We start from the raw sequence: 20,089 nt of genomic DNA, 5'->3' as shown, positions 1-20,089 counted from the left end.
ACCTATGGAAGTTTGATTTTCTTCTCGATAATTTGCTTCATACTCACATCCTCATAATTACGCTTTACAAAATCGAGAGCGAGGTCCAATAAATGACCCATAGTTTTACATTTCTTAAAGTTAACGTCTAAGGTAAGGTCATAGATCTGCTTTTTTAAGGATTCAATGTTTTCAGGCAGAGATATGTTATCTGATTTACAAATATTTACCAATCTGTTAATTCGATCTCCTGAACTGATAATCCTTTTAGCCACAATAGAACGTTCCTCAATTTTATATTGGTCCACAGAGTCTCGCTGCAGTTTGTTCTGAACCATTTGAACCATTATATAATTCTCCTTGAAAAACTGAGGTCGGTATACTTTTAATTTGCCTTCGAAGCTCTGTTGATCAAAATCAATGGCCCTTATTTTGTAAACTACATGATCAAAATCGTGCATGGGAACAATTACATAATTATAAGATCGCATATCCCCCAGAAGCCTGATCATACATCGTTCATTAAATTTTACAAACTCTTTGGCAAGCTGAGCTTTTTCAGATTCCGAACAGTTGGGGAGCATGTCTTTGATAAATACATCCCCGGGAATACCCGCAATATGCTCCTCAATCAGCGTATCTTTATGCACTAGAAAATTTAAGTGATAAGGTGATAACATATGCTCCAATTCCAGGCCATAGATGCGAGATGCATCTGTTTTTTTAATATAGAAGTACAAAAAATTATCATTGAGTATATTCCTTACTTTGATACGAAAGGGTTTGGAATTACCAAAAGTGCAATAATCTACGGCATCTATATTTAAATATTGAAATATTCTATCGCTGCCATCAGAATGCAAAATGGAGTATACCTGTTTGAGGCTTTGATCAATTTCTGATCGCTCGGAATCAGAATAATAAACCCTAACCCATAAAGTATCATTGCCTTCATCATCAAAAACTACTACTGAACCGGCAAACCGCAACAAGTCCTCGTAAAAGATTGGTATTTCAATCTTACGGTTATAACGGTCCAAATAGGCATCCAACTTGGGACTTACAGGATAGGCAGGCTTCTTCTTCGACATTAATCGCTCTCCGGACATAAATAACTATTATTTTTTTTTACTTCTGTAACAAAATAACGATTTCTTCGTCAAGTATACTAGACACAACCAAAAAACTCCATCAAAATTGGAAACGATTCTTTCGGTTAACAATCTCACTAAGAAGTTTGGATACCTTACGGCAGTTCAGGATTTGTCCTTTTCCATTCAAAAAGGCAACGTATATGGAATCCTGGGTCCGAACGGTAGTGGAAAATCTACGACCCTAGGAATTGTTTTGAATGTAGTAAATAGCACAAACGGCAGTTTTTCCTGGTTTGATGGAAATACCTCAACCCACGATGCCTTAAAAAAAGTCGGTGCAATAATAGAGCGGCCCAATTTCTACCCATATATGACCGCTCTTCAAAATTTAAAACTGGTCTGTAAAATCAAGGAAGTTCCGGAAGAAAAAATAAAAGACAAATTGGAACTCGTGGGATTATGGGAAAGGAAGGACAGCAAGTTCAGGACGTACTCACTTGGAATGAAGCAGCGCTTAGCCATTGCCTCAGCTTTGTTAAATGATCCTGAAATACTAATATTGGATGAACCGACAAACGGATTGGATCCCCAGGGAATCCATCAAATTAGGCAAATCATAAAAAAAATTGCTGCACAGGGTACGACTATTCTTTTAGCCTCTCATTTACTGGACGAGGTTGAAAAAGTTTGTAGTCATGTAGTAATTCTAAGAAAAGGTAAAAAACTTTATTCCGGCAGGGTCGATGGTATGCTGGCGAGTTTTGGATTCTTTGAATTAAAAACAGAAAATAACGAGGCGCTGATAAATTTTTTAGAGCGACATCCAAATTTCGGTGAAATAAAAACTGAGAATGGACTTATTACTGCCTTTCTTAAAAATGAAATGAAATCAGACGAATTGAACAGTATCCTTTTTAAGAAAGGTATTGTACTTTCCCATTTGGTCAAAAGAAAAGAAAGCCTGGAAGAACAATTTCTGACACTTACTGAAAATCAATCAATTTAAAATTTCCAAACCAGATACTAATGAAAAGGTTGTTGCAGATAGAATTCATAAAGCTTTGGAATAATAAAAGTAGCAGAGTCCTTATCCTGGCCTATTTTTTACTTCTTACTTCGATAGCCCTGGTAGCCGCTGTTAAGTTTGATATAGGACCTGTGAAGTTTCATTTGGCGGAGCAGGGGATTTTTAATTTTCCTTATATCTGGCATTTCAACACCTTCATAACTGCTTTTTTCAAACTATTCCTGGCCATAGTCATTGTCTCAATGATGGCAAATGAATACAGTAATAAAACTATTAAGCAGAACTTAATAGATGGGCTATCCAAAAAGGAATTCATTCTGTCCAAATTCCTTACGGTTATTTCATTTGCATTAATTTCTACAATATTTGTATTCGTGGTATCCATGATACTTGGACTTATTTATTCGGACTACAACGAGCTATCCATCATTTTTTCTGATATGGAATTCCTCCTGGCATTTTTTGTAAAGCTTGTCGGATTTTTCTCTTTCTGTCTTTTCCTTGGAATTCTTGTTAAACGCTCTGCCTTTGCCCTGGGTTTTCTATTTCTATGGCAGGTTTTCGAGGGGTTTGTAAGGGGTATGATAAGATGGAAGTTATTTGATGGGGAAACCACAGATGCTGTTATGAGTATTTTTCCATTAAATGCAATGTTTAACCTTATTAAGGAGCCTTTTTCAAGATTGGGTGCGGTACAGACAGTGGCCGATCAGATTGGTGAAGAGCTCGCTCTTGACTACCATGTTCAATTTTATGAGATTCTTATTGTTATTGGTTGGACTGCAATTTTTGTCTATTTGTCGTACACATTACTAAAAATGAGGGATTTGTAGTATCTTGTGGTGTTTGGAGAAACACTATGAAAAAGATAGGGACATTATTGCTCTTTCTGATTCTTTGCCCCTATTCTACTGAAGCCCAGGGCGAAGCGTCCGGTTTACACTTTAAAAAAGCCATTGCCTTTCTTATTTTCCTATGCTGTATAGTATATGTTTCAGCACAGGACTGTAATTCTCCGGTATTGACGTTTCCTGCCAACAATTCAGATAATATACCTGTCAATTCTACCATTACCTGGGATCCGATAATCGGTGTTCCCGGTTATATTATTTCTTTAGGAACAACGCCCGGTGGAGTGGATATTTTGGGCGAAACAAATGTTGGAAACGCAGATTCCTATACACCTCCCTTAGGTTTACCGGAGAACACTCAGATATATGTTACCTTAAGACTTTTCTTTTTTGACCCGGCGATCCCGGATTTGATATGTCCAAGCTCAACGTTTACTACTGAAAACGTTACTACCCCTCCTCCTTGTACAAGTATGGCAAGCCCAATTGAGGGGTCCATAAATGTGAACATTGCCACCAATATCTCATGGGATTATGCTCCTACAGCCACTGGCTATCGTATCTCCATTGGATCTGTTCCCGGAATAGGCGATATTGTAAATAATGAGAATGTTGGTAATGTCCTTAGCTATAATCCTATTTTGGACTTGCCACCGAGTACAGAAATATTTGTTGAAATTACCCCCTACAATGAGAATGGTGATTTATCACCGTGTCCGGAGCAAAGTTTTACTACAGGGGCTGCGGCAACACTTCCCGGGTGTACAGCCCTTGTCAATCCATCGGATGGTGAAATAAATGTGCCACTTACACCTTTAATAGAATGGTCTGAAGTTGCAGGGGCTGATGGATACAAAGTCACAATTGGAAATTCTCCTTTTACGGCAGAAATACTGGACAATGTTGCTTTCTTTACAAATTCGACCTTTGTAATAGACTTTGAGCCCAATCGTACATTTTTCATTACAATTGTACCTTTTAATGCCGCAGGTGATGCTATAGGTTGCACGCAAGAATCATTCTCCACAATTGTTGGGTGCGGACCTTATTTTGATTCTGTTACGGGAGAACTTGTCATCATAAATCCGGAAATTTCCTTTCCCGAAACTATTTCATTTTGTGAGGGTGAACTTCCTTTTATAGTATCCTCAACAGACACAGCTGAAGGATTCAGGTGGTTTCAGATAGATCAGTTTGGAAATGAAACCCTGATCTCTGATACATCAGAAGTAGCTCTGGAGGAGACAGGGGACTACCGGTATGAAGCCTATAATACTATAGTACAGGCAAGTGGTATTACCGAATGCCCCAAATCCCAGCTTTTTAAGGTGGTGTCTTCCGAAATCGCGACTATTAATGCTGTAAATATTGCGGAACAGGGCAACAACATAAGAATAACCGTAGATGTAAGTGGTATAGGTGATTACGAATATGCATTGGACAATATAAACGGACCATATCAGGACAGTAATGTTTTTGACAATGTTCCTTCAGGGTCATATATGGTATTTGTAAGGGATAAAAAAGGTTGTGGAATTGCAGAAGAACGTGTAGAACAGGATTTAACACTTGAAGGTTTCCCAAAATTCTTTACACCGAACGGCGACGGCGTAAATGATTTCTGGCAGTATATTCCAACTGTATTGACAGATGAAATAAATATAAACATTATACATATTTTTGATAGATATGGAAGGCTTCTGGCTCAAATAGAACCTACTTCCAATGGTTGGGATGGAAATTTCAATGGTTTACCCCTTCCCTCAAATGACTATTGGTTCCGGGCAATATCGGACAGCAGTGGTCAAATTCAGGGACATTTTACCTTAAAAAGATAAATCATGGGCAAAATGTTCATATTGATTGTTTTTAACAAATGAAAAAGTTACTACTAAGTATTCTATTTATAGCACATGTGGCATTGGTCACAGGACAGGCCTGTCCACAATTATCCAATCCTCGCAATGGATTTGTGGATGTACCTGTAAATACAACGATATCCTGGCCACAAGTGCCTGGTATTATTGGATATAAAGTGTCACTTGGACTCACTTTGGGCGGAGAAGAAATTCTGGGAAGGCGCTCAGCTGGTATAACCAATAGCTATACTCCCGAAGTTGGCCTTCCGGAAAACACAACAATTTATGTAACCATAGAATTAGAGTTATCTAACGGAGAACTTATAAGATGTCCGAGTGAATCATTTACAACTGAGGAAGTGACCACACCTCCCCCCTGCACAACACTAGCGGAACCAGCTGACAACCAGGGAAATGTATCCGTTAAGACTGAAATCGCATGGGCCTACGCCCCAAGGGCGACCGGCTACAGATTATCAATTGGTACTGCTGCAGGAGCATCGGATTTACTTGACAATTTTGATGTGGGTAATGTATTGACCTATAATCCCACGGGTGATTTTCCACAGGACAGTGATATATTTGTGACAATTACACCTTATAATGAAATAGGAGATGCCGGGTCTTGCACTGAGGAGAGTTTTACAACGGGGAATGCTATTGTGGATTGTAATGCATATTTCGATCCGGTAATTGGTGAAATCGTCCCAAGAAAACCAGAATCGGATTTTCCGCCTCAGATTGGATTATGCAGGAATGAAATCCCTACACGCATTGCTACTAAGGATACAGCGGACGGTTTTAGATGGTATAAAATCAATGAAGACGGCTCAGAATCTTTGCTTTCATCCACTTCAGAAGTTTTATTGTCTGAAGTAGGTCCATACCGGTATGAGGCTTATAATTTTATTGATCAGGGTGGAGAAACGTTTGAGTGCGGTATATCCCAGGATTTTACTGTTGTATTATCTGAATTAGCGCAGATTACATCAGTTAGTACCTCCCAGGAAGTGAGTGGCAGACAAATTGAGGTTGAAGTAAACGGACTAGGAGATTATGAATACGCATTGGACAATATAGATGGCCCCTACCAGAATAGCTCCATATTTACCGGGGTTTCCGAAGGTATCCATACTATTTATGTCAATGACAGAAATGGATGCGGAATTGCAGAGCGGATTATTGAAAGGGAGCTGAGCCCTGATGATTTTCCAAAATTTTTCACTCCCAACGGGGATGGTATAAACGATTTTTGGCAATACATTGCCCCCCGCGAACAAAATGAAATCCAACTAACTTTTATTCAGGTTTTTGATAGATATGGAGTGCTATTGGCACAGATTATGCCCAATTCCAGGGGATGGGATGGTACATTTAATGGCCAACCGTTACCTGCCTCGAGTTATTGGTTTAAGGCAAGGGATAACCTTAATAATGAAATCCAGGGATTCTTTGCCCTAAAAAGGTAAGTCTTTTATACCTAAAATGATTTTAAGAATAATATTAGTCCTTTTGTAACTTTGCTAAATGAAATTTAAGGTAGTATCGGAATTTGATCCAACAGGGGACCAACCTGAAGCAATTAAACAGCTTTCAGAAGGCATAGAAAGCGGTGAACGGTACCAGACACTATTAGGTGTTACCGGATCTGGTAAAACCTTCACAGTGGCTAATGTAATTGAAACAGTCCAACGGCCAACTCTGGTTTTGGCTCACAATAAAACACTGGCGGCACAACTATATTCTGAATTCAAACAGTTTTTTCCTGAAAATGCCGTTGAATACTTTGTCTCTTACTACGATTATTATCAGCCTGAAGCTTATATTCCTACCTCCGGATTATATATTGAAAAAGATCTCTCGATTAATGAGGATATAGAGAAATTAAGGCTAAGTGCCACCTCCTCCCTATTGTCAGGCAGAAGAGACGTTATTGTAGTAGCATCCGTATCATGTTTATATGGTATCGGAAACCCCGTGGAATTTCAAAAAAATGTAATTTCCATTGAGAAGGATCAGGTTATTTCCCGCACCAAATTCCTTCACCGGCTGGTACAGAGTCTTTATTCAAGAACTACAGCCGACTTTCGCAATGGCAACTTCAGAGTAAAAGGAGATGTTGTAGATGTATTTCCAAGCTATGCTGATCATGCGTTCAGAATCCATTTCTTTGGGGATGAAATAGAAGAAATTGAAGCATTTGATCCTTATAAAAATAAGGCCCTGGAGCGCTATGAAAACCTGAATATATATCCTGCAAACATGTTTGTGACCTCACCCGATGTTCTTCAGGGGGCAATACATCAGATACAGGCAGATCTTGTAAATCAGGTAGACTACTTTAAAAGTATTGCTAAACCTCTCGAAGCAAAACGATTGGAGGAACGCACAAATTTTGATTTGGAAATGATCCGGGAATTGGGTTATTGCTCAGGTATTGAAAATTATTCGCGCTATCTGGATGGTCGTGAACCCGGGACAAGACCATTCTGCCTGCTGGACTATTTCCCGGATGACTATTTAATGATTGTCGACGAAAGTCATGTTACAATTCCTCAGGTTCATGCCATGTATGGAGGTGACAGGTCTCGTAAAGAAAATCTGGTAGAATATGGTTTTCGGTTACCTGCAGCAATGGACAACCGACCATTGAAATTTGAAGAATTTGAGGCGCTTCAAAATCAGGTAATCTATGTTAGTGCCACGCCGGCAGATTATGAGCTTGAAAAAAGTCAGGGGGTTTTTGTGGAACAGGTAATTCGTCCTACGGGGCTTTTAGATCCTGAAATAGATATCCGTCCAAGCCTAAATCAAATTGATGATTTGGTAGAGGAAATTCAAAAACGGGTAGAATTAGACGAGCGTACCCTGGTTACCACGCTTACCAAAAGAATGGCTGAGGAACTCGCCAAATATCTTGCGCGGATTAATGTGCGATGCAGATACATACATAGTGATGTGGACACTTTGGAAAGAGTTGAAATAATGCAGGACCTAAGAAAAGGGATCTTTGATGTCCTTATTGGGGTTAATTTACTCAGAGAAGGATTAGACCTGCCGGAAGTATCGCTTGTGGCCATATTGGACGCTGACAAAGAAGGGTTTCTGAGAAGTAACCGCTCATTAACGCAAACTGTGGGCAGAGCAGCCCGGCATTTGAACGGAAAGGCCATAATGTATGCAGACAAAATTACGGCAAGCATGCAAAAAACAATTGATGAGACGAATTACCGCAGGGATAAACAAACAGCGTATAATATTTCCAATAATATTATTCCAACGGCGCTTAATAAAAATCTGGATAATGCCCTGGCCAAGAACTCTGTTTCCACATATCACTTCATAAAAGAAGAGATCAGAGCTGCCGAACCTGATTTACAATATATTACCAGGGAGGAAAGGGAAAAGTTAATCCGTGAGAAAAGAAAGGCGATGGAAAAGGCTGCAAAAGAACTGGATTTCATGAATGCAGCTAAACTCAGAGATGAAATTAAAATGCTGCAACACCAAAGTTAAAAAAAGAGCGCCCTGAATTATCAAGACGCTCTTCCTAACCAACTAAACAAACCAACTATTATGAAAACCCTAAAGAGGGCCTCTCATAGTATTTTTTATACCTATTTCCCAATCTCAATGAATCTTTTGGGTTTAGGCAGTGCTTCTTCTTTCTTAGGTATCGCAAAGCTTAATATACCATTTTCATAAGAAGCCTTTATTCCTTCTTCATTAACTGTTTCCGGCAATGTAAATGCCCTTTTAAATGACGAATAAGAAAATTCCTTACGAGTGTAATTTTCTTCTTTAACTTCTTCCGCTTTTTTAGTTTCGCTTGAAATTGTCAAAATATGTTCATCAATTTCAACATTGAAGTCTTCCTTTTTTCTTCCCGGAACCGATAATTCGAGTTCAAAACCGGTTTCAGTCTCCTGAATGTTTACAGGAGGCAATGTGCCTTTGTAATTTTCTAATCCCCCAAACCAATCAGGTTTAAGAATCTCGTCCATTAAAGAAGGAAAAACCAAATTATTTCTTTTAACTATACTCATGGTGATGTCTTTTAAATTGTTCTTAGTAACTGCATATACCAAGTCAAATCATATACCAAGCTTAATTAACTGCCGTTTTGACTCATTAACAGGTTCTTTTAGTGCCATTATGGCGCATATATTCTAATATAGAATGCCTGATTAATGCTTAAAGTTTAATAGAAAGGCTGGTATAAAGGAACTTAAAGGAATAGTAATGCCTAAATTTAATTGTAATGGGCTTTAAAAATATTGATAAGCACTTCCGGTGGGATTATTTTATCTGGATAATCGTGCATGACCATAAGAACCTGTTCTATGGCCGAGGGTGGTAAACCCATGCCTAATCCAATATTGTGTAGTTTACTAATTTCTATTTGATTTTGTTCCTGATCAACATTCATAAGGAGAACTAGCCTGTGAAATTGCAGAATACGATCTGCCTGAGTTTTGGGGATAACTACTTTTATCTGCTTCTTAAGGAGAGAATCAAATATTTCCTTTTCAATACCCAAACTGACAGCAACACCAAAAAGAAAATTATATTCGGTATCTTTTAAATCCTGATCGGCCTTAGCGAAAGCAATCATTTCGGATAGTATGCTCAATTTTTCTTTATAGGTACTCATTTCCTTATTTGTTGTCTCTGCATTAATTTAGTCATATATATAACAGCAAAAAGGGGAAAATCGTATAAAAAAACTCCCGGACAGACCTAAAATGGGCTATTGCTTGTTTATTTGTAATACCTTGCACAAAATATCAGATATGACCAATAATGATATATTAAAAAAACTACGGGTTGCATTAATGCTTCGGGATGATGAAATAGTAAAAATTCTTGAATTAGTAGATTTCAGAATTTCCAAGAGCGAAATTGGCGCCTTTTGCCGAAAAGAAGGGCACCCTAAATACAGAGAATGCGGAGATCAGGTATTGCGCAATTTCCTTAATGGCCTTGTGATTCATTTAAGAGGTACAAAAGAAAATCCAAAAATCCCAAAAGAAGTATTAAAACAAAGTAAAATAGTGGATAGCCTTCCTGCAAAGAAGTATGAGAAGCCAAAAAAAAAGCCTGACCTTAGTTATGTCAAATACAAAAACAAAAAAAAGTCCTGAATTTCTTAAGGACTTTTTTCTTTTACAGCATTCTGTTAAGCCTTAACTCGCAAAGGCATCTTATACATTCTTCCTTCTACAAATTCATTTAATTCAACTTTCTTGTAGTTGAGTTTACTTTTTACAAATGACTCCAAATCTGAATCATCCGTTTCTACAGAAATGACTACAATTTCCTCTTCACCGTTAACTGTAAACAGGACATTAGCAGTTAATTCCTCAGAATCTTCAACAACTAATTTGTTCACCTTTAATAGTTGTTGAATTTGTGTTTTCAGACTTCTTTCGGGATCGGTGTTGTCTGAATCATTTGCAAATAAATTTCCTGAAATAAATAGTGCCGCAGCGACTAAAACTAAACTGAATTTTCTCATGATTGTTTGTTTAATAATTGATGAATATGTAATAATAGACGCACTTAGTTTAAAGATGTTACAAGAATTGGCTGTTTTTAACAATATTTTAATAGAGTAAACATTCCAATAACGGCAGTTTTGCCCATAAAAAAAGGGTAATGTCCGTAACACCACCCTTATTATTATTCTAGGTAACTTATATTTAAGCTAAAACTTCTTTGACTTTATCTGCAGCTTCCTGAAATTGAACAGCCGAATGTACAGCCAGCCCTGAATTATCAATTATCTCCTTTGCCAATTCAGCATTAGTGCCCTGTAATCGAACAATAATAGGAACTTTTATAGCATCTCCCATGTTTTTATATGCATCTACCACCCCCTGAGCTACCCGGTCGCATCTTACAATACCACCAAAAATATTGATCAGAATAGCCTTTACCGCAGAATCCTTTAAAATAATTCGAAATGCCTCTTCCACTCTTTTCGCATCTGCAGTTCCTCCAACATCCAGAAAGTTAGCCGGTTCACCTCCTGCCATTTTGATCAGATCCATTGTAGCCATTGCCAATCCGGCACCATTTACCATGCAGCCTACGTTTCCATCAAGATCTACGTAATTCAATCCTACAGCGCGTGCTTCAACTTCAATAGGGCTTTCTTCACGCAAATCCCTCATTTCGGCATATTGCTTCCTCCTGTATAGGGAGTTATCATCGATAGAGACCTTAGCATCAACGGCCAATATCAAATTGTCCGAAGTTTTAAGTACGGGATTTATTTCAAACAAATTAGAATCACTTTGTTCATAGGCCTTGTATAATGCCGTCACGAATTTGGTCATTTCTTTAAACGCAATTCCGGATAAACCCAGGTTAAAAGCAATCTTCCTGGCCTGGAATGGCAATAATCCTACTGCAGGTTCAATTTCCTCAGTAAAAATCAGATGTGGTGTTTTATCCGCTACTTCTTCAATATCCATGCCTCCTTCTGTAGAGTACATTATCATATTTTTTCCACTGGCTCTATTCAATAAAACCGACATATAAAACTCACTGGTTTCACTTTCTCCCGGATAATAGACATCTTCCGCAATAAGTACCTGATGAACTTTTTTACCCTCCGCTGAAGTTTGAGGAGTAATCAAATTCATTCCTATGATATTACCTGAAATCTCCTCTACCTCTTTTAAATTTTTTGCCAGCTTTACACCTCCGCCTTTACCTCTTCCACCGGCATGAACCTGCGCCTTTATCACAAACCATTCCGTACCGGTTTCTTGTGTAAGCTGCTTTGCAACATCTACCGCTTCCTTTGGATTATGGGCTACGAGACCCCGTTGAATTCGAACTCCAAAACTTGCTAAAATTTCTTTTCCCTGGTATTCGTGAAGATTCATATTATAATTTATGTTCGTTAAGAGGCAAAAATAGGAAACCGACCGCATTTACCCTAATAAAACAACAAATTGGACTTAATCTTTTTAACAATCCGGAAATATTTGAATAGCAGTATTTGTAGCCGGACAGAAACTGGCATTTAGCAGGCATTAAACCTCAAATTTTAAAGGCTTTAAAATCTAACGGATCAAAATTCTTGAAATGACCATTTAATTCAATAAGTAATTTAGTTCTATTAACTTCATTGAGTACCTGAATAGTTACCATTAAATGATTCATGATAAACTGCAAACGTTCTTTTTCACTTGCCAACTGCAATAGTTCGTATTCCTGTTCAAAGGAAAGACCCATTTTGTGCGCAAGCGTATAACTATTGAACATTTCTATTTCAATAGGCGCAAAAGGCACTTCCATTAATTGATATAACTCCTTGAGTTTATTAAGCACTTCTCGTTTGGCAGATACTTCACCGTCATTAATAATATCGATAAATTCTACTTCGCCGCCCGAATATAATCTGTCATTCATTGTATTATCAAAGGAAATGACCTTGAAAATCTGTCTGGCAACGCATACCACATCCATAGCCCCACTTTCATAAGTGTTAACAACTTCCATCAGCTGAACCTCGGTGCCATAGGCAATGTTATCGTTAATATACACCGGTATTCCAAAAGTGATGGCCTCCCTGCGACAATCATTGATAAGTTGTTTATACCGTTCCTCAAAGATGTGCAGCGGTACTTTTTCGCCCGGAAAAAATACGGATTGCAAGGGGAAAAAAGGTAACTTCATAGCAAAACTTTTTTCTAAAAATACAAAGGGCACGCCATAGTCACAAATAGCCTATGAGTTAATATTGTTATATTTATAACTAATTGTTTTATTTATAATTAATCTGTACTTTATTTTGTACATTCTACCGAAGTATTTTAGTTTTGCTCAAAACCCAGGTTAAAGATGAAGTATTCCGATCTCCTGAACATTACACAAGAACATGGCAATCCTGTATATGTTTACGATGCTGAAAAGATAATATCTCAATTCAACAGGCTGACTAATGCCTTTAGTACGGTTAAAAACTTAAAACTAAATTACGCAGCTAAGGCACTTTCCAATCTCGCTATTCTGAAATTAATGAACAAGCTTGGGAGTGGTTTGGACACCGTGTCCATTCAAGAGGTAAAACTAGGCCTGCTTGCTGGTTTCAAGCCTGAATCAATCATTTATACGCCCAACGGAGTTTCCTTAGAAGAAATAGAAGCGGCAGCAGCTTTAGGGGTGCGAATAAATATTGATAATCTTTCTATTCTCGAGCAATTCGGAAGCACCCATCCCGATATACCCGTGTGTATCAGGATAAACCCCCATGTAATGGCCGGAGGTAATTCTAATATATCCGTGGGGCACATTGATTCGAAATTTGGTGTCAGCATCCATCAAATTCCCCATTTGTTGCGGATAGTAGAATTAACCAAAATGAAAATAAATGGCATACACATGCATACGGGAAGTGATATCCTGGATATCGATGTGTTTTTGTATGCATCGGAAATTCTATTTGAAACGGCCAAAAATTTTAAAGAGTTGGATTTTATAGATTTTGGCAGCGGCTTTAAAGTTCCCTATAAAAATGGAGATATAGAGACCAATATTGAGGAACTGGGGGAAAAATTAAGTAAAAGATTCAATGAATTTTGTGAAGGGTATGGAAAAGAACTGACTCTGGCATTTGAACCCGGAAAATTTCTTGTAAGTGAAGCCGGTTACTTTTTGGCTAAGGTAAACGTTGTAAAACAGACTACTTCTACTGTTTTTGCCAGTGTGGATTCGGGTTTTAACCATCTGATACGGCCCATGCTATATGGTGCAAATCATCAGATAATTAACATCTCCAATCCTAAGGGAAGGGAACGCTATTATTCCGTGGTAGGTTATATTTGCGAAACGGATACTTTTGCTAATAACAGGAGAATAAATGAAATTACAGAAGGGGACATCCTTTGTTTTAAAAACGCCGGAGCATATTGCTTTACCATGGCCAGTAATTACAATTCCAGATACAGACCAGCTGAAGTCCTTTGGTATCAAGGCAAATCTCTGTTAATACGGGAAAGAGAATCTTTTGATGATCTTATTAGGAACCAAATTGATGTTAAAGATTTGTTTGAAACCAAAAATCAGAAAGTGGCGGTGAAATAAACCCGCAGAAATTTCGTTAGTTTTGGTACAATAATTGGACTAATAACTCAAATCGAAACTTATGAAATTTAAGTCCCCTTCATTTTCTAAGCCCATCCTTTTAGCTATTGTTGGTTTATTAACTTTTGCATCAAATGCCCAGGAAGTTAATTGGCTTAGCTGGGATGAAGCTACAAACCTGGCTGCAACCGACAAGAATCCAAAGAAAATATTTATCGATGTCTATACCGATTGGTGCGGCTGGTGTAAGAAAATGGACAAAGACACCTTTCAGAATGCTGAAGTGGCAGAATACATGACCAATAACTTTTATATGGTTAAGCTGGATGGGGAAGGTAAAGAACCTATAGATTTTAAAGGTAAGACCTATAAATATGTTCCTTCCGGCAAAAGAGGTTATCACGAGTTAGCTGCAGCTTTGCTGCAAGGTCGCTTGAGCTATCCGACAGTAGTATTCATGGATGAACAACTTAATATGCTGTCTCCTGTACCCGGATATCAAAAACCGGATCCCTTTTTAAATATTGCCCGATACTTCGGAGATAATATCTACCTGGAAAAAGACTGGAAAACCTATAGTGGGAACGTAAAATAGTTTACCTGCTGTAGTTCGGAGATTCTTTTGTAATGGTTACATCATGAGGATGGCCCTCATTAATGCCGCTGGAAGTAATCTTGACAAATTTTCCCGTTTCTTTTAAAGTGTCTATATCCCTGGCGCCACAATAACCCATACCGGCCCTTAGTCCTCCAACAAACTGGTGTATACTTTCAAATAGTTCTCCTTTATAGGGAACTCGACCAACAATACCTTCGGGGACAAGTTTGTTAATATCATCTTCCACATCCTGAAAATACCGGTCCTTACTTCCCTCCTTCATAGCCTCCACGGATCCCATACCTCTATAGGATTTAAATTTTCGGCCTTCGTAAATTATTGTCTCTCCCGGTGATTCTTTGGTGCCTGCCAATAAAGACCCCAGCATTACGCAGTCTGCACCAGCCGCAATGGCTTTTGGAATATCGCCCGTATAGCGTATCCCACCATCCGCTATTACCGGAACACCGCTACCCTTAATGGCTGCGGCAACTTCCAGTACCGCTGAGAATTGCGGAAATCCGACACCTGCCACCACTCTGGTTGTACAAATTGAACCGGGCCCTATTCCTACTTTTACGGCGTCAGCTCCCGCCTCAACTAAATACCTGGCAGCATCCGCCGTGGCAATATTACCGACAATGACATCGAGTTGAGGGAATCTTTTCTTTACATCTTTAAGTATATTAACTACGCCCTTTGTATGGCCATGGGCAGTATCGATGACTACAGCATCAACTCCTGCTGTTACCAAAGCATCTGTCCTTTCCAGAGCATCCGGGGTAACCCCTATAGCAGCAGCTACTCTTAACCTGCCATATTGGTCTTTGTTTGCAACCGGCTTTTGAGTTAGCTTGGTAATATCGCGAAACGTAATAAGGCCAACAAGTTTATTCGAACTATCCACGACCGGTAGTTTTTCAATTTTATTGGTCTGAAGAATGCCTTCTGCCTGTTCCAGGGAAGTACCCTCAGCTACGGTAACAAGATTCGATTTTGTCATCACCTCAGCAATTGGCCGGCTATTATCCTTTTCAAACCTAAGATCCCTGTTGGTTACTATGCCAATTAGCTTTTGATTTTTATCAACAATGGGTATACCGCCTATACTATGCTCGCGCATACTGGCTTTAGCATCTCCTACCAAAGCGTCGAGATGCAGTGTTACCGGATCTAAAATCATTCCGCTTTCCGCCCTTTTGACTTTTCGAACTTTAATTGCCTGCTGTTCAATGGTCATGTTCTTGTGTAAGACGCCAATGCCACCCTCGCGCGCAATGGCAATAGCCATTCTGGATTCAGTCACAGTATCCATCGCGGCCGAAACAATCGGAATATTAATAGTAATATTTTTCGTAAACTTTGTTTGAATATTTACTTCTCTGGGCAAAATTTCAGAAAAGGCAGGAACAAGGAGTACGTCATCGTAGGTGAGGCCTTCTCCAAGAATTTTATTAAGATGAGCTTCCATGGCAATTAAGGATTAATTGCGTGCAAATATACACTTTTTTACCGGAAGAATTTTTTGTAGCGTGTCAATTTATTCAATGACGTAATTTGTCTGTTTTCACAACTCTCTCAATATGAAAAACATACTTCTTTTTATTTTTATTTAATCTAAATAATCTTTTATTTTATAGATTTTGTTCTTACTTTTGAAAGCTCTGTTATAACGCTATTTATAATTAGTCTAAATAAAATGAAGAGCTATATTTCCCTTTTATTCCTTGGTGTTTTTTTGAATCTATCCTATGGGCAATCAACACGCCTTATTACTCAGGCCAAGGATTCTAACCTGATAAAACTAGATGAAGTAGTATTAGCTGCCAATGTAATACTGGGCAGCAAATTTCAGGCGAGGAACCGAACCGGAGCTGCCTCCTATGTATCACAACCAGAATTACTAAAGTATAATTATACGGATATTAATCGTGTTTTACGATCTGTACCAGGAGTAACTCTTGTTGAAGAAGACGGCTTTGGACTACGCCCAAATATTAGTTTGAGGGGTACCTCTCCCGAAAGGAGCGCCAAGATTACTTTGATGGAAGATGCAGTACTAATAGCACCTGCTCCCTACAGTGCTCCGGCTGCTTATTATTTTCCTTCAATAGCCCGTATGCAGGCAGTAGAAATTCTAAAAGGAAGCAGCCAGGTACAATATGGGCCCTTTACTACCGGTGGAGCAATAAATATGATTTCCTCGGCCATCCCTGATACTTTTCATGCATCTCTTTTGGCAAATTATGGCAATTACAATAGCGGAGAGCTACAGTTAAAATTAGGAGACAGTAAAGAGCGTTTTGGATATATTATTGAATATTTGAACTTCAATTCTGATGGCTTTAAAAAGTTAGATAATGGTGGTAATACAGGATTTGACAAGAACGATATTTTGGCTAAATTCAGATTTAATTCATCTCCAACAGCCAAACTAAAACATATACTGGATATGAAATTTCAATATTCCGATGAGGAGTCCAATGAAACTTATGTTGGGCTTACGGATAACGATTTTGAAATATCCCCATTCAGGAGATATGCCGGTTCTCAGCAAGATCAGATGACTAATGATCATATCCAGATGCAGGCCACCTATGTCATAGATTTCAGCGATTATTTTAATATCACCACTACAGCTTATTACAATGGATTTAGCAGAAACTGGTACAAACTGGATGCAGTAACATTAAATGGAGACCGCAGAAGCATTGCAAATATTCTTGAAGACCCTTTAACCAATGAAGAATATTATAATGTTATTGCCGGCAACCAGGATGAAGGAGCCGATGCCCTGTTAGTAAAAGCCAATAATAGAAAATATGTTTCACAAGGTATTCAAACCAAATTTGATTACCATTGGAGTGGGGATAACACTTTTCATGATCTGGAGTTGGGCGCTCGTTTTCATGTAGATGAAGAAGACAGATTTCAATGGGTTGATGGTTACGGAATTAATAATGGTATTATGAACCTGACTACCGCAGGCACACCAGGTACTGATGCGAATCGGATTAGCGATGCCAGTGCATTCTCGGCTTATATGTTATATAAGCTTAAATACAGAAACCTCACCATTACACCCGGATTAAGATATGAGTCTATTTCTCTGGGGCGAAAAGACTATGGCAAGAATGACGTCTCTCGACAGGAAATTGAGCTCTCCACCCGCGAAAACCAGGTAAACGTCTGGATTCCCGGGATGGGTTTGAATTATAATTTCAACCAGATCTCGATTTTTGGCGGTGTTCACAAAGGATTTTCACCACCAACCAGTAAAGAAGGTGAAAAGCCCGAAGAAAGTATAAACTATGAGCTGGGTTCCCGGTTTGCAATGGGAAACTTTTCCGGAGAGTTGATAGGATTCTATAATGACTATAGCAATCTTTTAGGTAGTGATCTGGCTGCTACCGGAGGTACCGGAAGTTTGGAACAGTTTAACGCGGGTGAAGTAGATGTAACAGGATTAGAGGTATTATTAAATTATAATGCCCTGAACAATCACAAGAAACTAAGACTTCCCATAACTTTTGCCTATACGTATACCCATGCAGAATTCCAAAGTAGTTTTGATAGCCCGAATGATATATGGGGAGAAGTTACCAAGGGTGATGAAATGCCTTATATCCCCGAACATCAGTTTAATACCCTGATTTCTTTAGAACATCCTTCTTATGAGCTCAATCTCAGCGGAAGATTTAATGGCGCCTTTAGAACCAAAGCCGGAATAGGAAGTATACCCGCTAATGAATCAGTACCCTCGAGTTTTATAATAGATTTTTCAGCAAAGTACCATCTGAATGATCATTTAAGTATCAATGGAAGAATCATTAATTTGTTGGATGAGACATATGCAGTATCCCGTGTGCCGGCCGGTTTGCGCCCCGGACATCCTTTCGGGGCCTCTATTGGTGTCCTTTTAAGATATTAGAAAGGATAAAAGCGTTTTATATTTTGCTTTAGGAATTGCATTAGATTAGCTCTGCTAATAACTTGAAAACAGTTCAGAGGCCTTATTATATGCTGCTTCGAAGACCATCCACTGAACTCCGGTATCTACTTTATTTTCAGTAAAATAGGACAACATTTTTTCTGTAGGCATATTTCCTGTTAATTCATCTCTGGCCATTGGACAGCCTCCAAAACCTTTAATAGCACCATCAAACCTGCGACAGCCTGCTTTATACGCCGCATCTATTTTTTCGTGCCATTTGCCCGGGGTAGTATGCAAATGGGCCCCAAATTCTACCTGAGGGTATTTAGGAATCAAATGGGTAAATAGGTAACTGATATCTTCAGGTGTGGAAGATCCAACGGTATCCGATAAGGACAGTATCCTGGCTCCCATCTCAGCTAATTTTTCCGTCCATTCTCCGACAACTTCCACACTCCATGGATCACCGTATGGATTTCCAAATCCCATAGAAACATAGGTAACTACCTCTTTATTGGTTGCCTGTGCTATTTCCAGAATGTCGGACAATATATTTATTGACTGTGCAATTGTTTTGTGGGTATTCCGCATTTGAAAATTTTCGGAGATCGAAAAAGGATATCCCAAATAATCAATGTTATGGTGCAAACTTGCTTCATTTGCGCCGCGAACATTAGCAACAATAGCCAATAACTTGCTCTTTGAATTGGTAAGATCCAGGTTGGAAAGTACTTCAGCTGTATCTGCCATTTGCGGTATGGCCCTTGGAGATACAAAACTGCCAAAATCTATTGTATCAAAGCCACAACCCAGCAATGATTGTATGTAAGCTATTTTCCTCTCTGTGGGTATAAAGCTTTTAATGCCTTGCATAGCATCTCTGGGGCATTCAATAATCTTCACTTTCTCGGGCATATGGCTAATCTCGTATTTACCAAAATTAGCACTAATTATCCGAAAATAACAGGAACAGGGCAATACCAATAAAGACAACAATTTGTAACCATTTGAGAAATACTTCTATCCCCGAATGCCTTTTAATTTGTGCAGCAATTGCCCCTGATAGCAATGCAATTGAAGAAAAAATAAAGAATGTTACAATCATAAATAGCAAACCGAGAACATAAAATTGAATTACCGTGTTCAAATCTTCACTGAACAGAAATCCGGGAAAAAAAGCAAGGAAGAAAACAGTGACCTTCGGATTTAGCACATTCATAGTAAAACCCTGTCTGTATAATTGGCCTAAAGACTTTTTTGGAATCTCTGTATCAGCTATTGTAATATGAGCCTTGCTACGGTATACTTTATAAGCCAGGAACAACAAATAGATGGCGCCAAATAACTTAATAATAAAAAAAACCCGGTCATTTTCCTTAATCAACGCTGAGACACCGAATGCAAGCAATGTAGTATGGACTATACAGCCGCTTATTAATCCGGCAGTGGTTGAAAGACCATATTTTGTGCCATTGGCTATACTTTGTGTTAAAACAAAAATATTATCGGGTCCGGGTGAAATGGCAAGGGCGGATGTTGCCAGGATAAAGGCAGAAAGTATTTCGTAGTTCAAATTAACAATTTAAGAGAATCATGGTTTAAAATACAAAAGTTTCCTGCTTTTCTTTATCTTACAAAAATTTTATTT

The 20,089-nt window shown here is 38.6% G+C and carries 18 protein-coding genes; 9 read left to right on the top strand and 9 right to left on the bottom strand.

What is annotated here, in order from left to right; genetic code table 11:
- Positions 1-2: 2 nt before the first annotated feature.
- Entirely contained in the window at positions 3-1,088 is a 1,086-nt protein-coding gene (locus G504_RS0102230) for a hypothetical protein (protein ID WP_019668501.1), read from the bottom strand.
- 88 nt (positions 1,089-1,176) lie between these two features.
- On the opposite strand from G504_RS0102230, the gene G504_RS0102225 reads away from it, so the two are divergent.
- Genes G504_RS0102225 through uvrB form a run of 5 tightly spaced genes read left to right on the top strand, consistent with a single transcriptional unit; the run spans position 1,177 to position 8,326 of the window.
- Positions 1,177-2,079, top strand: coding sequence for an ABC transporter ATP-binding protein (locus G504_RS0102225; RefSeq protein ID WP_019668500.1), 903 nt, complete (start codon positions 1,177-1,179; stop codon positions 2,077-2,079).
- 20 nt (positions 2,080-2,099) lie between these two features.
- Complete coding sequence (locus tag G504_RS0102220) at positions 2,100-2,933, top strand: ABC transporter permease (RefSeq protein WP_019668499.1); 834 nt, start codon at positions 2,100-2,102, stop codon at positions 2,931-2,933.
- 26 nt (positions 2,934-2,959) lie between these two features.
- A complete protein-coding gene (locus G504_RS0102215; RefSeq protein WP_019668498.1) occupies positions 2,960-4,789 on the top strand; it encodes a T9SS type B sorting domain-containing protein in 1,830 nt (609 codons plus the stop codon).
- Between the two features lie 38 nt (positions 4,790-4,827).
- Positions 4,828-6,279, top strand: coding sequence for a T9SS type B sorting domain-containing protein (locus G504_RS0102210; protein WP_019668497.1), 1,452 nt, complete (start codon positions 4,828-4,830; stop codon positions 6,277-6,279).
- Positions 6,280-6,337: 58 nt separating this feature from the next.
- Positions 6,338-8,326: an excinuclease ABC subunit UvrB gene (gene uvrB / locus G504_RS0102205; protein ID WP_019668496.1), complete on the top strand. Its 1,989-nt coding sequence runs from the start codon at positions 6,338-6,340 to the stop codon at positions 8,324-8,326.
- Between the two features lie 101 nt (positions 8,327-8,427).
- Here uvrB and G504_RS0102200 read toward each other — a convergent pair whose 3' ends face one another.
- Both G504_RS0102200 and G504_RS0102195 read right to left on the bottom strand, forming a co-directional pair.
- On the bottom strand, positions 8,428-8,856 hold the full coding sequence (locus tag G504_RS0102200; RefSeq protein WP_019668495.1) for an Hsp20/alpha crystallin family protein: 429 nt from the start codon (positions 8,854-8,856) through the stop codon (positions 8,428-8,430).
- A 206-nt stretch (positions 8,857-9,062) separates the two neighbouring features.
- Complete coding sequence (locus G504_RS0102195) at positions 9,063-9,464, bottom strand: hypothetical protein (RefSeq protein ID WP_019668494.1); 402 nt, start codon at positions 9,462-9,464, stop codon at positions 9,063-9,065.
- Positions 9,465-9,603: 139 nt separating this feature from the next.
- On the opposite strand from G504_RS0102195, the gene G504_RS18170 reads away from it, so the two are divergent.
- Positions 9,604-9,954 (top strand): DUF1456 family protein, encoded by a 351-nt coding sequence (locus G504_RS18170; RefSeq protein WP_019668493.1) that lies wholly within the window; start codon positions 9,604-9,606, stop codon positions 9,952-9,954.
- Between the two features lie 35 nt (positions 9,955-9,989).
- On the opposite strand, the gene G504_RS0102185 is transcribed toward G504_RS18170, so the two are convergent.
- From G504_RS0102185 to G504_RS0102175, 3 genes are all read right to left on the bottom strand, one after another.
- Positions 9,990-10,328: a hypothetical protein gene (locus tag G504_RS0102185; RefSeq protein ID WP_019668492.1), complete on the bottom strand. Its 339-nt coding sequence runs from the start codon at positions 10,326-10,328 to the stop codon at positions 9,990-9,992.
- Positions 10,329-10,512: 184 nt separating this feature from the next.
- Positions 10,513-11,706 (bottom strand): ADP-forming succinate--CoA ligase subunit beta, encoded by a 1,194-nt coding sequence (gene sucC, locus G504_RS0102180; RefSeq protein ID WP_019668491.1) that lies wholly within the window; start codon positions 11,704-11,706, stop codon positions 10,513-10,515.
- Positions 11,707-11,863: 157 nt separating this feature from the next.
- Complete coding sequence (locus tag G504_RS0102175) at positions 11,864-12,502, bottom strand: LON peptidase substrate-binding domain-containing protein (protein ID WP_019668490.1); 639 nt, start codon at positions 12,500-12,502, stop codon at positions 11,864-11,866.
- A 165-nt stretch (positions 12,503-12,667) separates the two neighbouring features.
- Between G504_RS0102175 and lysA the strand changes: the two genes are divergently transcribed.
- Positions 12,668-13,909, top strand: a complete 1,242-nt coding sequence (gene lysA, locus G504_RS0102170) for a diaminopimelate decarboxylase (RefSeq protein WP_019668489.1) — start codon at positions 12,668-12,670, stop codon at positions 13,907-13,909.
- Positions 13,910-13,970: 61 nt separating this feature from the next.
- Entirely contained in the window at positions 13,971-14,504 is a 534-nt protein-coding gene (locus G504_RS0102165) for a thioredoxin family protein (protein WP_019668488.1), read from the top strand.
- 1 nt (position 14,505) lies between these two features.
- Here the strand turns inward: G504_RS0102165 and guaB are convergent, their stop codons facing one another.
- A complete protein-coding gene (guaB, locus tag G504_RS0102160; protein WP_019668487.1) occupies positions 14,506-15,978 on the bottom strand; it encodes an IMP dehydrogenase in 1,473 nt (490 codons plus the stop codon).
- A gap of 228 nt (positions 15,979-16,206) precedes the next feature.
- Between guaB and G504_RS0102155 the strand changes: the two genes are divergently transcribed.
- Entirely contained in the window at positions 16,207-18,438 is a 2,232-nt protein-coding gene (locus tag G504_RS0102155; protein ID WP_019668486.1) for a TonB-dependent receptor family protein, read from the top strand.
- A 54-nt stretch (positions 18,439-18,492) separates the two neighbouring features.
- Here G504_RS0102155 and G504_RS0102150 read toward each other — a convergent pair whose 3' ends face one another.
- Together G504_RS0102150 and G504_RS0102145 are read right to left on the bottom strand one after the other, a co-directional pair.
- Entirely contained in the window at positions 18,493-19,356 is an 864-nt protein-coding gene (locus tag G504_RS0102150; RefSeq protein WP_019668485.1) for a hydroxymethylglutaryl-CoA lyase, read from the bottom strand.
- A gap of 31 nt (positions 19,357-19,387) precedes the next feature.
- The gene (locus tag G504_RS0102145; protein ID WP_019668484.1) at positions 19,388-20,014 is read right to left on the bottom strand and encodes a LysE family translocator; all 627 of its coding nucleotides are present in this window, start codon (positions 20,012-20,014) and stop codon (positions 19,388-19,390) included.
- Positions 20,015-20,089: the final 75 nt, after the last annotated feature.

Origin of the sequence: Eudoraea adriatica DSM 19308 (assembly GCF_000382125.1) — a bacterium.
GTDB classification, from domain to species: Bacteria; Bacteroidota; Bacteroidia; order Flavobacteriales; family Flavobacteriaceae; genus Eudoraea; species Eudoraea adriatica.
This window is presented reverse-complemented; position numbering and strand designations above follow the sequence as displayed.

What these genes read in the sequence shown, in the direction of transcription:
- G504_RS0102230 (WP_019668501.1), bottom strand. Translation starts at nt 1,088, where the DNA reads ATGTCCGGAGAGCGATTAATGTCGAAGAAGAAGCCTGCCTATCCTGTA.
- G504_RS0102220 (WP_019668499.1), top strand. Translation starts at nt 2,100, where the DNA reads ATGAAAAGGTTGTTGCAGATAGAATTCATAAAGCTTTGGAATAATAAA.
- G504_RS0102215 (WP_019668498.1), top strand. Translation starts at nt 2,960, where the DNA reads ATGAAAAAGATAGGGACATTATTGCTCTTTCTGATTCTTTGCCCCTAT.
- G504_RS0102210 (WP_019668497.1), top strand. Translation starts at nt 4,828, where the DNA reads ATGAAAAAGTTACTACTAAGTATTCTATTTATAGCACATGTGGCATTG.
- uvrB (WP_019668496.1), top strand. Translation starts at nt 6,338, where the DNA reads ATGAAATTTAAGGTAGTATCGGAATTTGATCCAACAGGGGACCAACCT.
- G504_RS0102200 (WP_019668495.1), bottom strand. Translation starts at nt 8,856, where the DNA reads ATGAGTATAGTTAAAAGAAATAATTTGGTTTTTCCTTCTTTAATGGAC.
- G504_RS0102195 (WP_019668494.1), bottom strand. Translation starts at nt 9,464, where the DNA reads ATGAGTACCTATAAAGAAAAATTGAGCATACTATCCGAAATGATTGCT.
- G504_RS18170 (WP_019668493.1), top strand. Translation starts at nt 9,604, where the DNA reads ATGACCAATAATGATATATTAAAAAAACTACGGGTTGCATTAATGCTT.
- G504_RS0102185 (WP_019668492.1), bottom strand. Translation starts at nt 10,328, where the DNA reads ATGAGAAAATTCAGTTTAGTTTTAGTCGCTGCGGCACTATTTATTTCA.
- sucC (WP_019668491.1), bottom strand. Translation starts at nt 11,706, where the DNA reads ATGAATCTTCACGAATACCAGGGAAAAGAAATTTTAGCAAGTTTTGGA.
- G504_RS0102175 (WP_019668490.1), bottom strand. Translation starts at nt 12,502, where the DNA reads ATGAAGTTACCTTTTTTCCCCTTGCAATCCGTATTTTTTCCGGGCGAA.
- lysA (WP_019668489.1), top strand. Translation starts at nt 12,668, where the DNA reads ATGAAGTATTCCGATCTCCTGAACATTACACAAGAACATGGCAATCCT.
- G504_RS0102165 (WP_019668488.1), top strand. Translation starts at nt 13,971, where the DNA reads ATGAAATTTAAGTCCCCTTCATTTTCTAAGCCCATCCTTTTAGCTATT.
- guaB (WP_019668487.1), bottom strand. Translation starts at nt 15,978, where the DNA reads ATGGAAGCTCATCTTAATAAAATTCTTGGAGAAGGCCTCACCTACGAT.
- G504_RS0102155 (WP_019668486.1), top strand. Translation starts at nt 16,207, where the DNA reads ATGAAGAGCTATATTTCCCTTTTATTCCTTGGTGTTTTTTTGAATCTA.
- G504_RS0102150 (WP_019668485.1), bottom strand. Translation starts at nt 19,356, where the DNA reads ATGCCCGAGAAAGTGAAGATTATTGAATGCCCCAGAGATGCTATGCAA.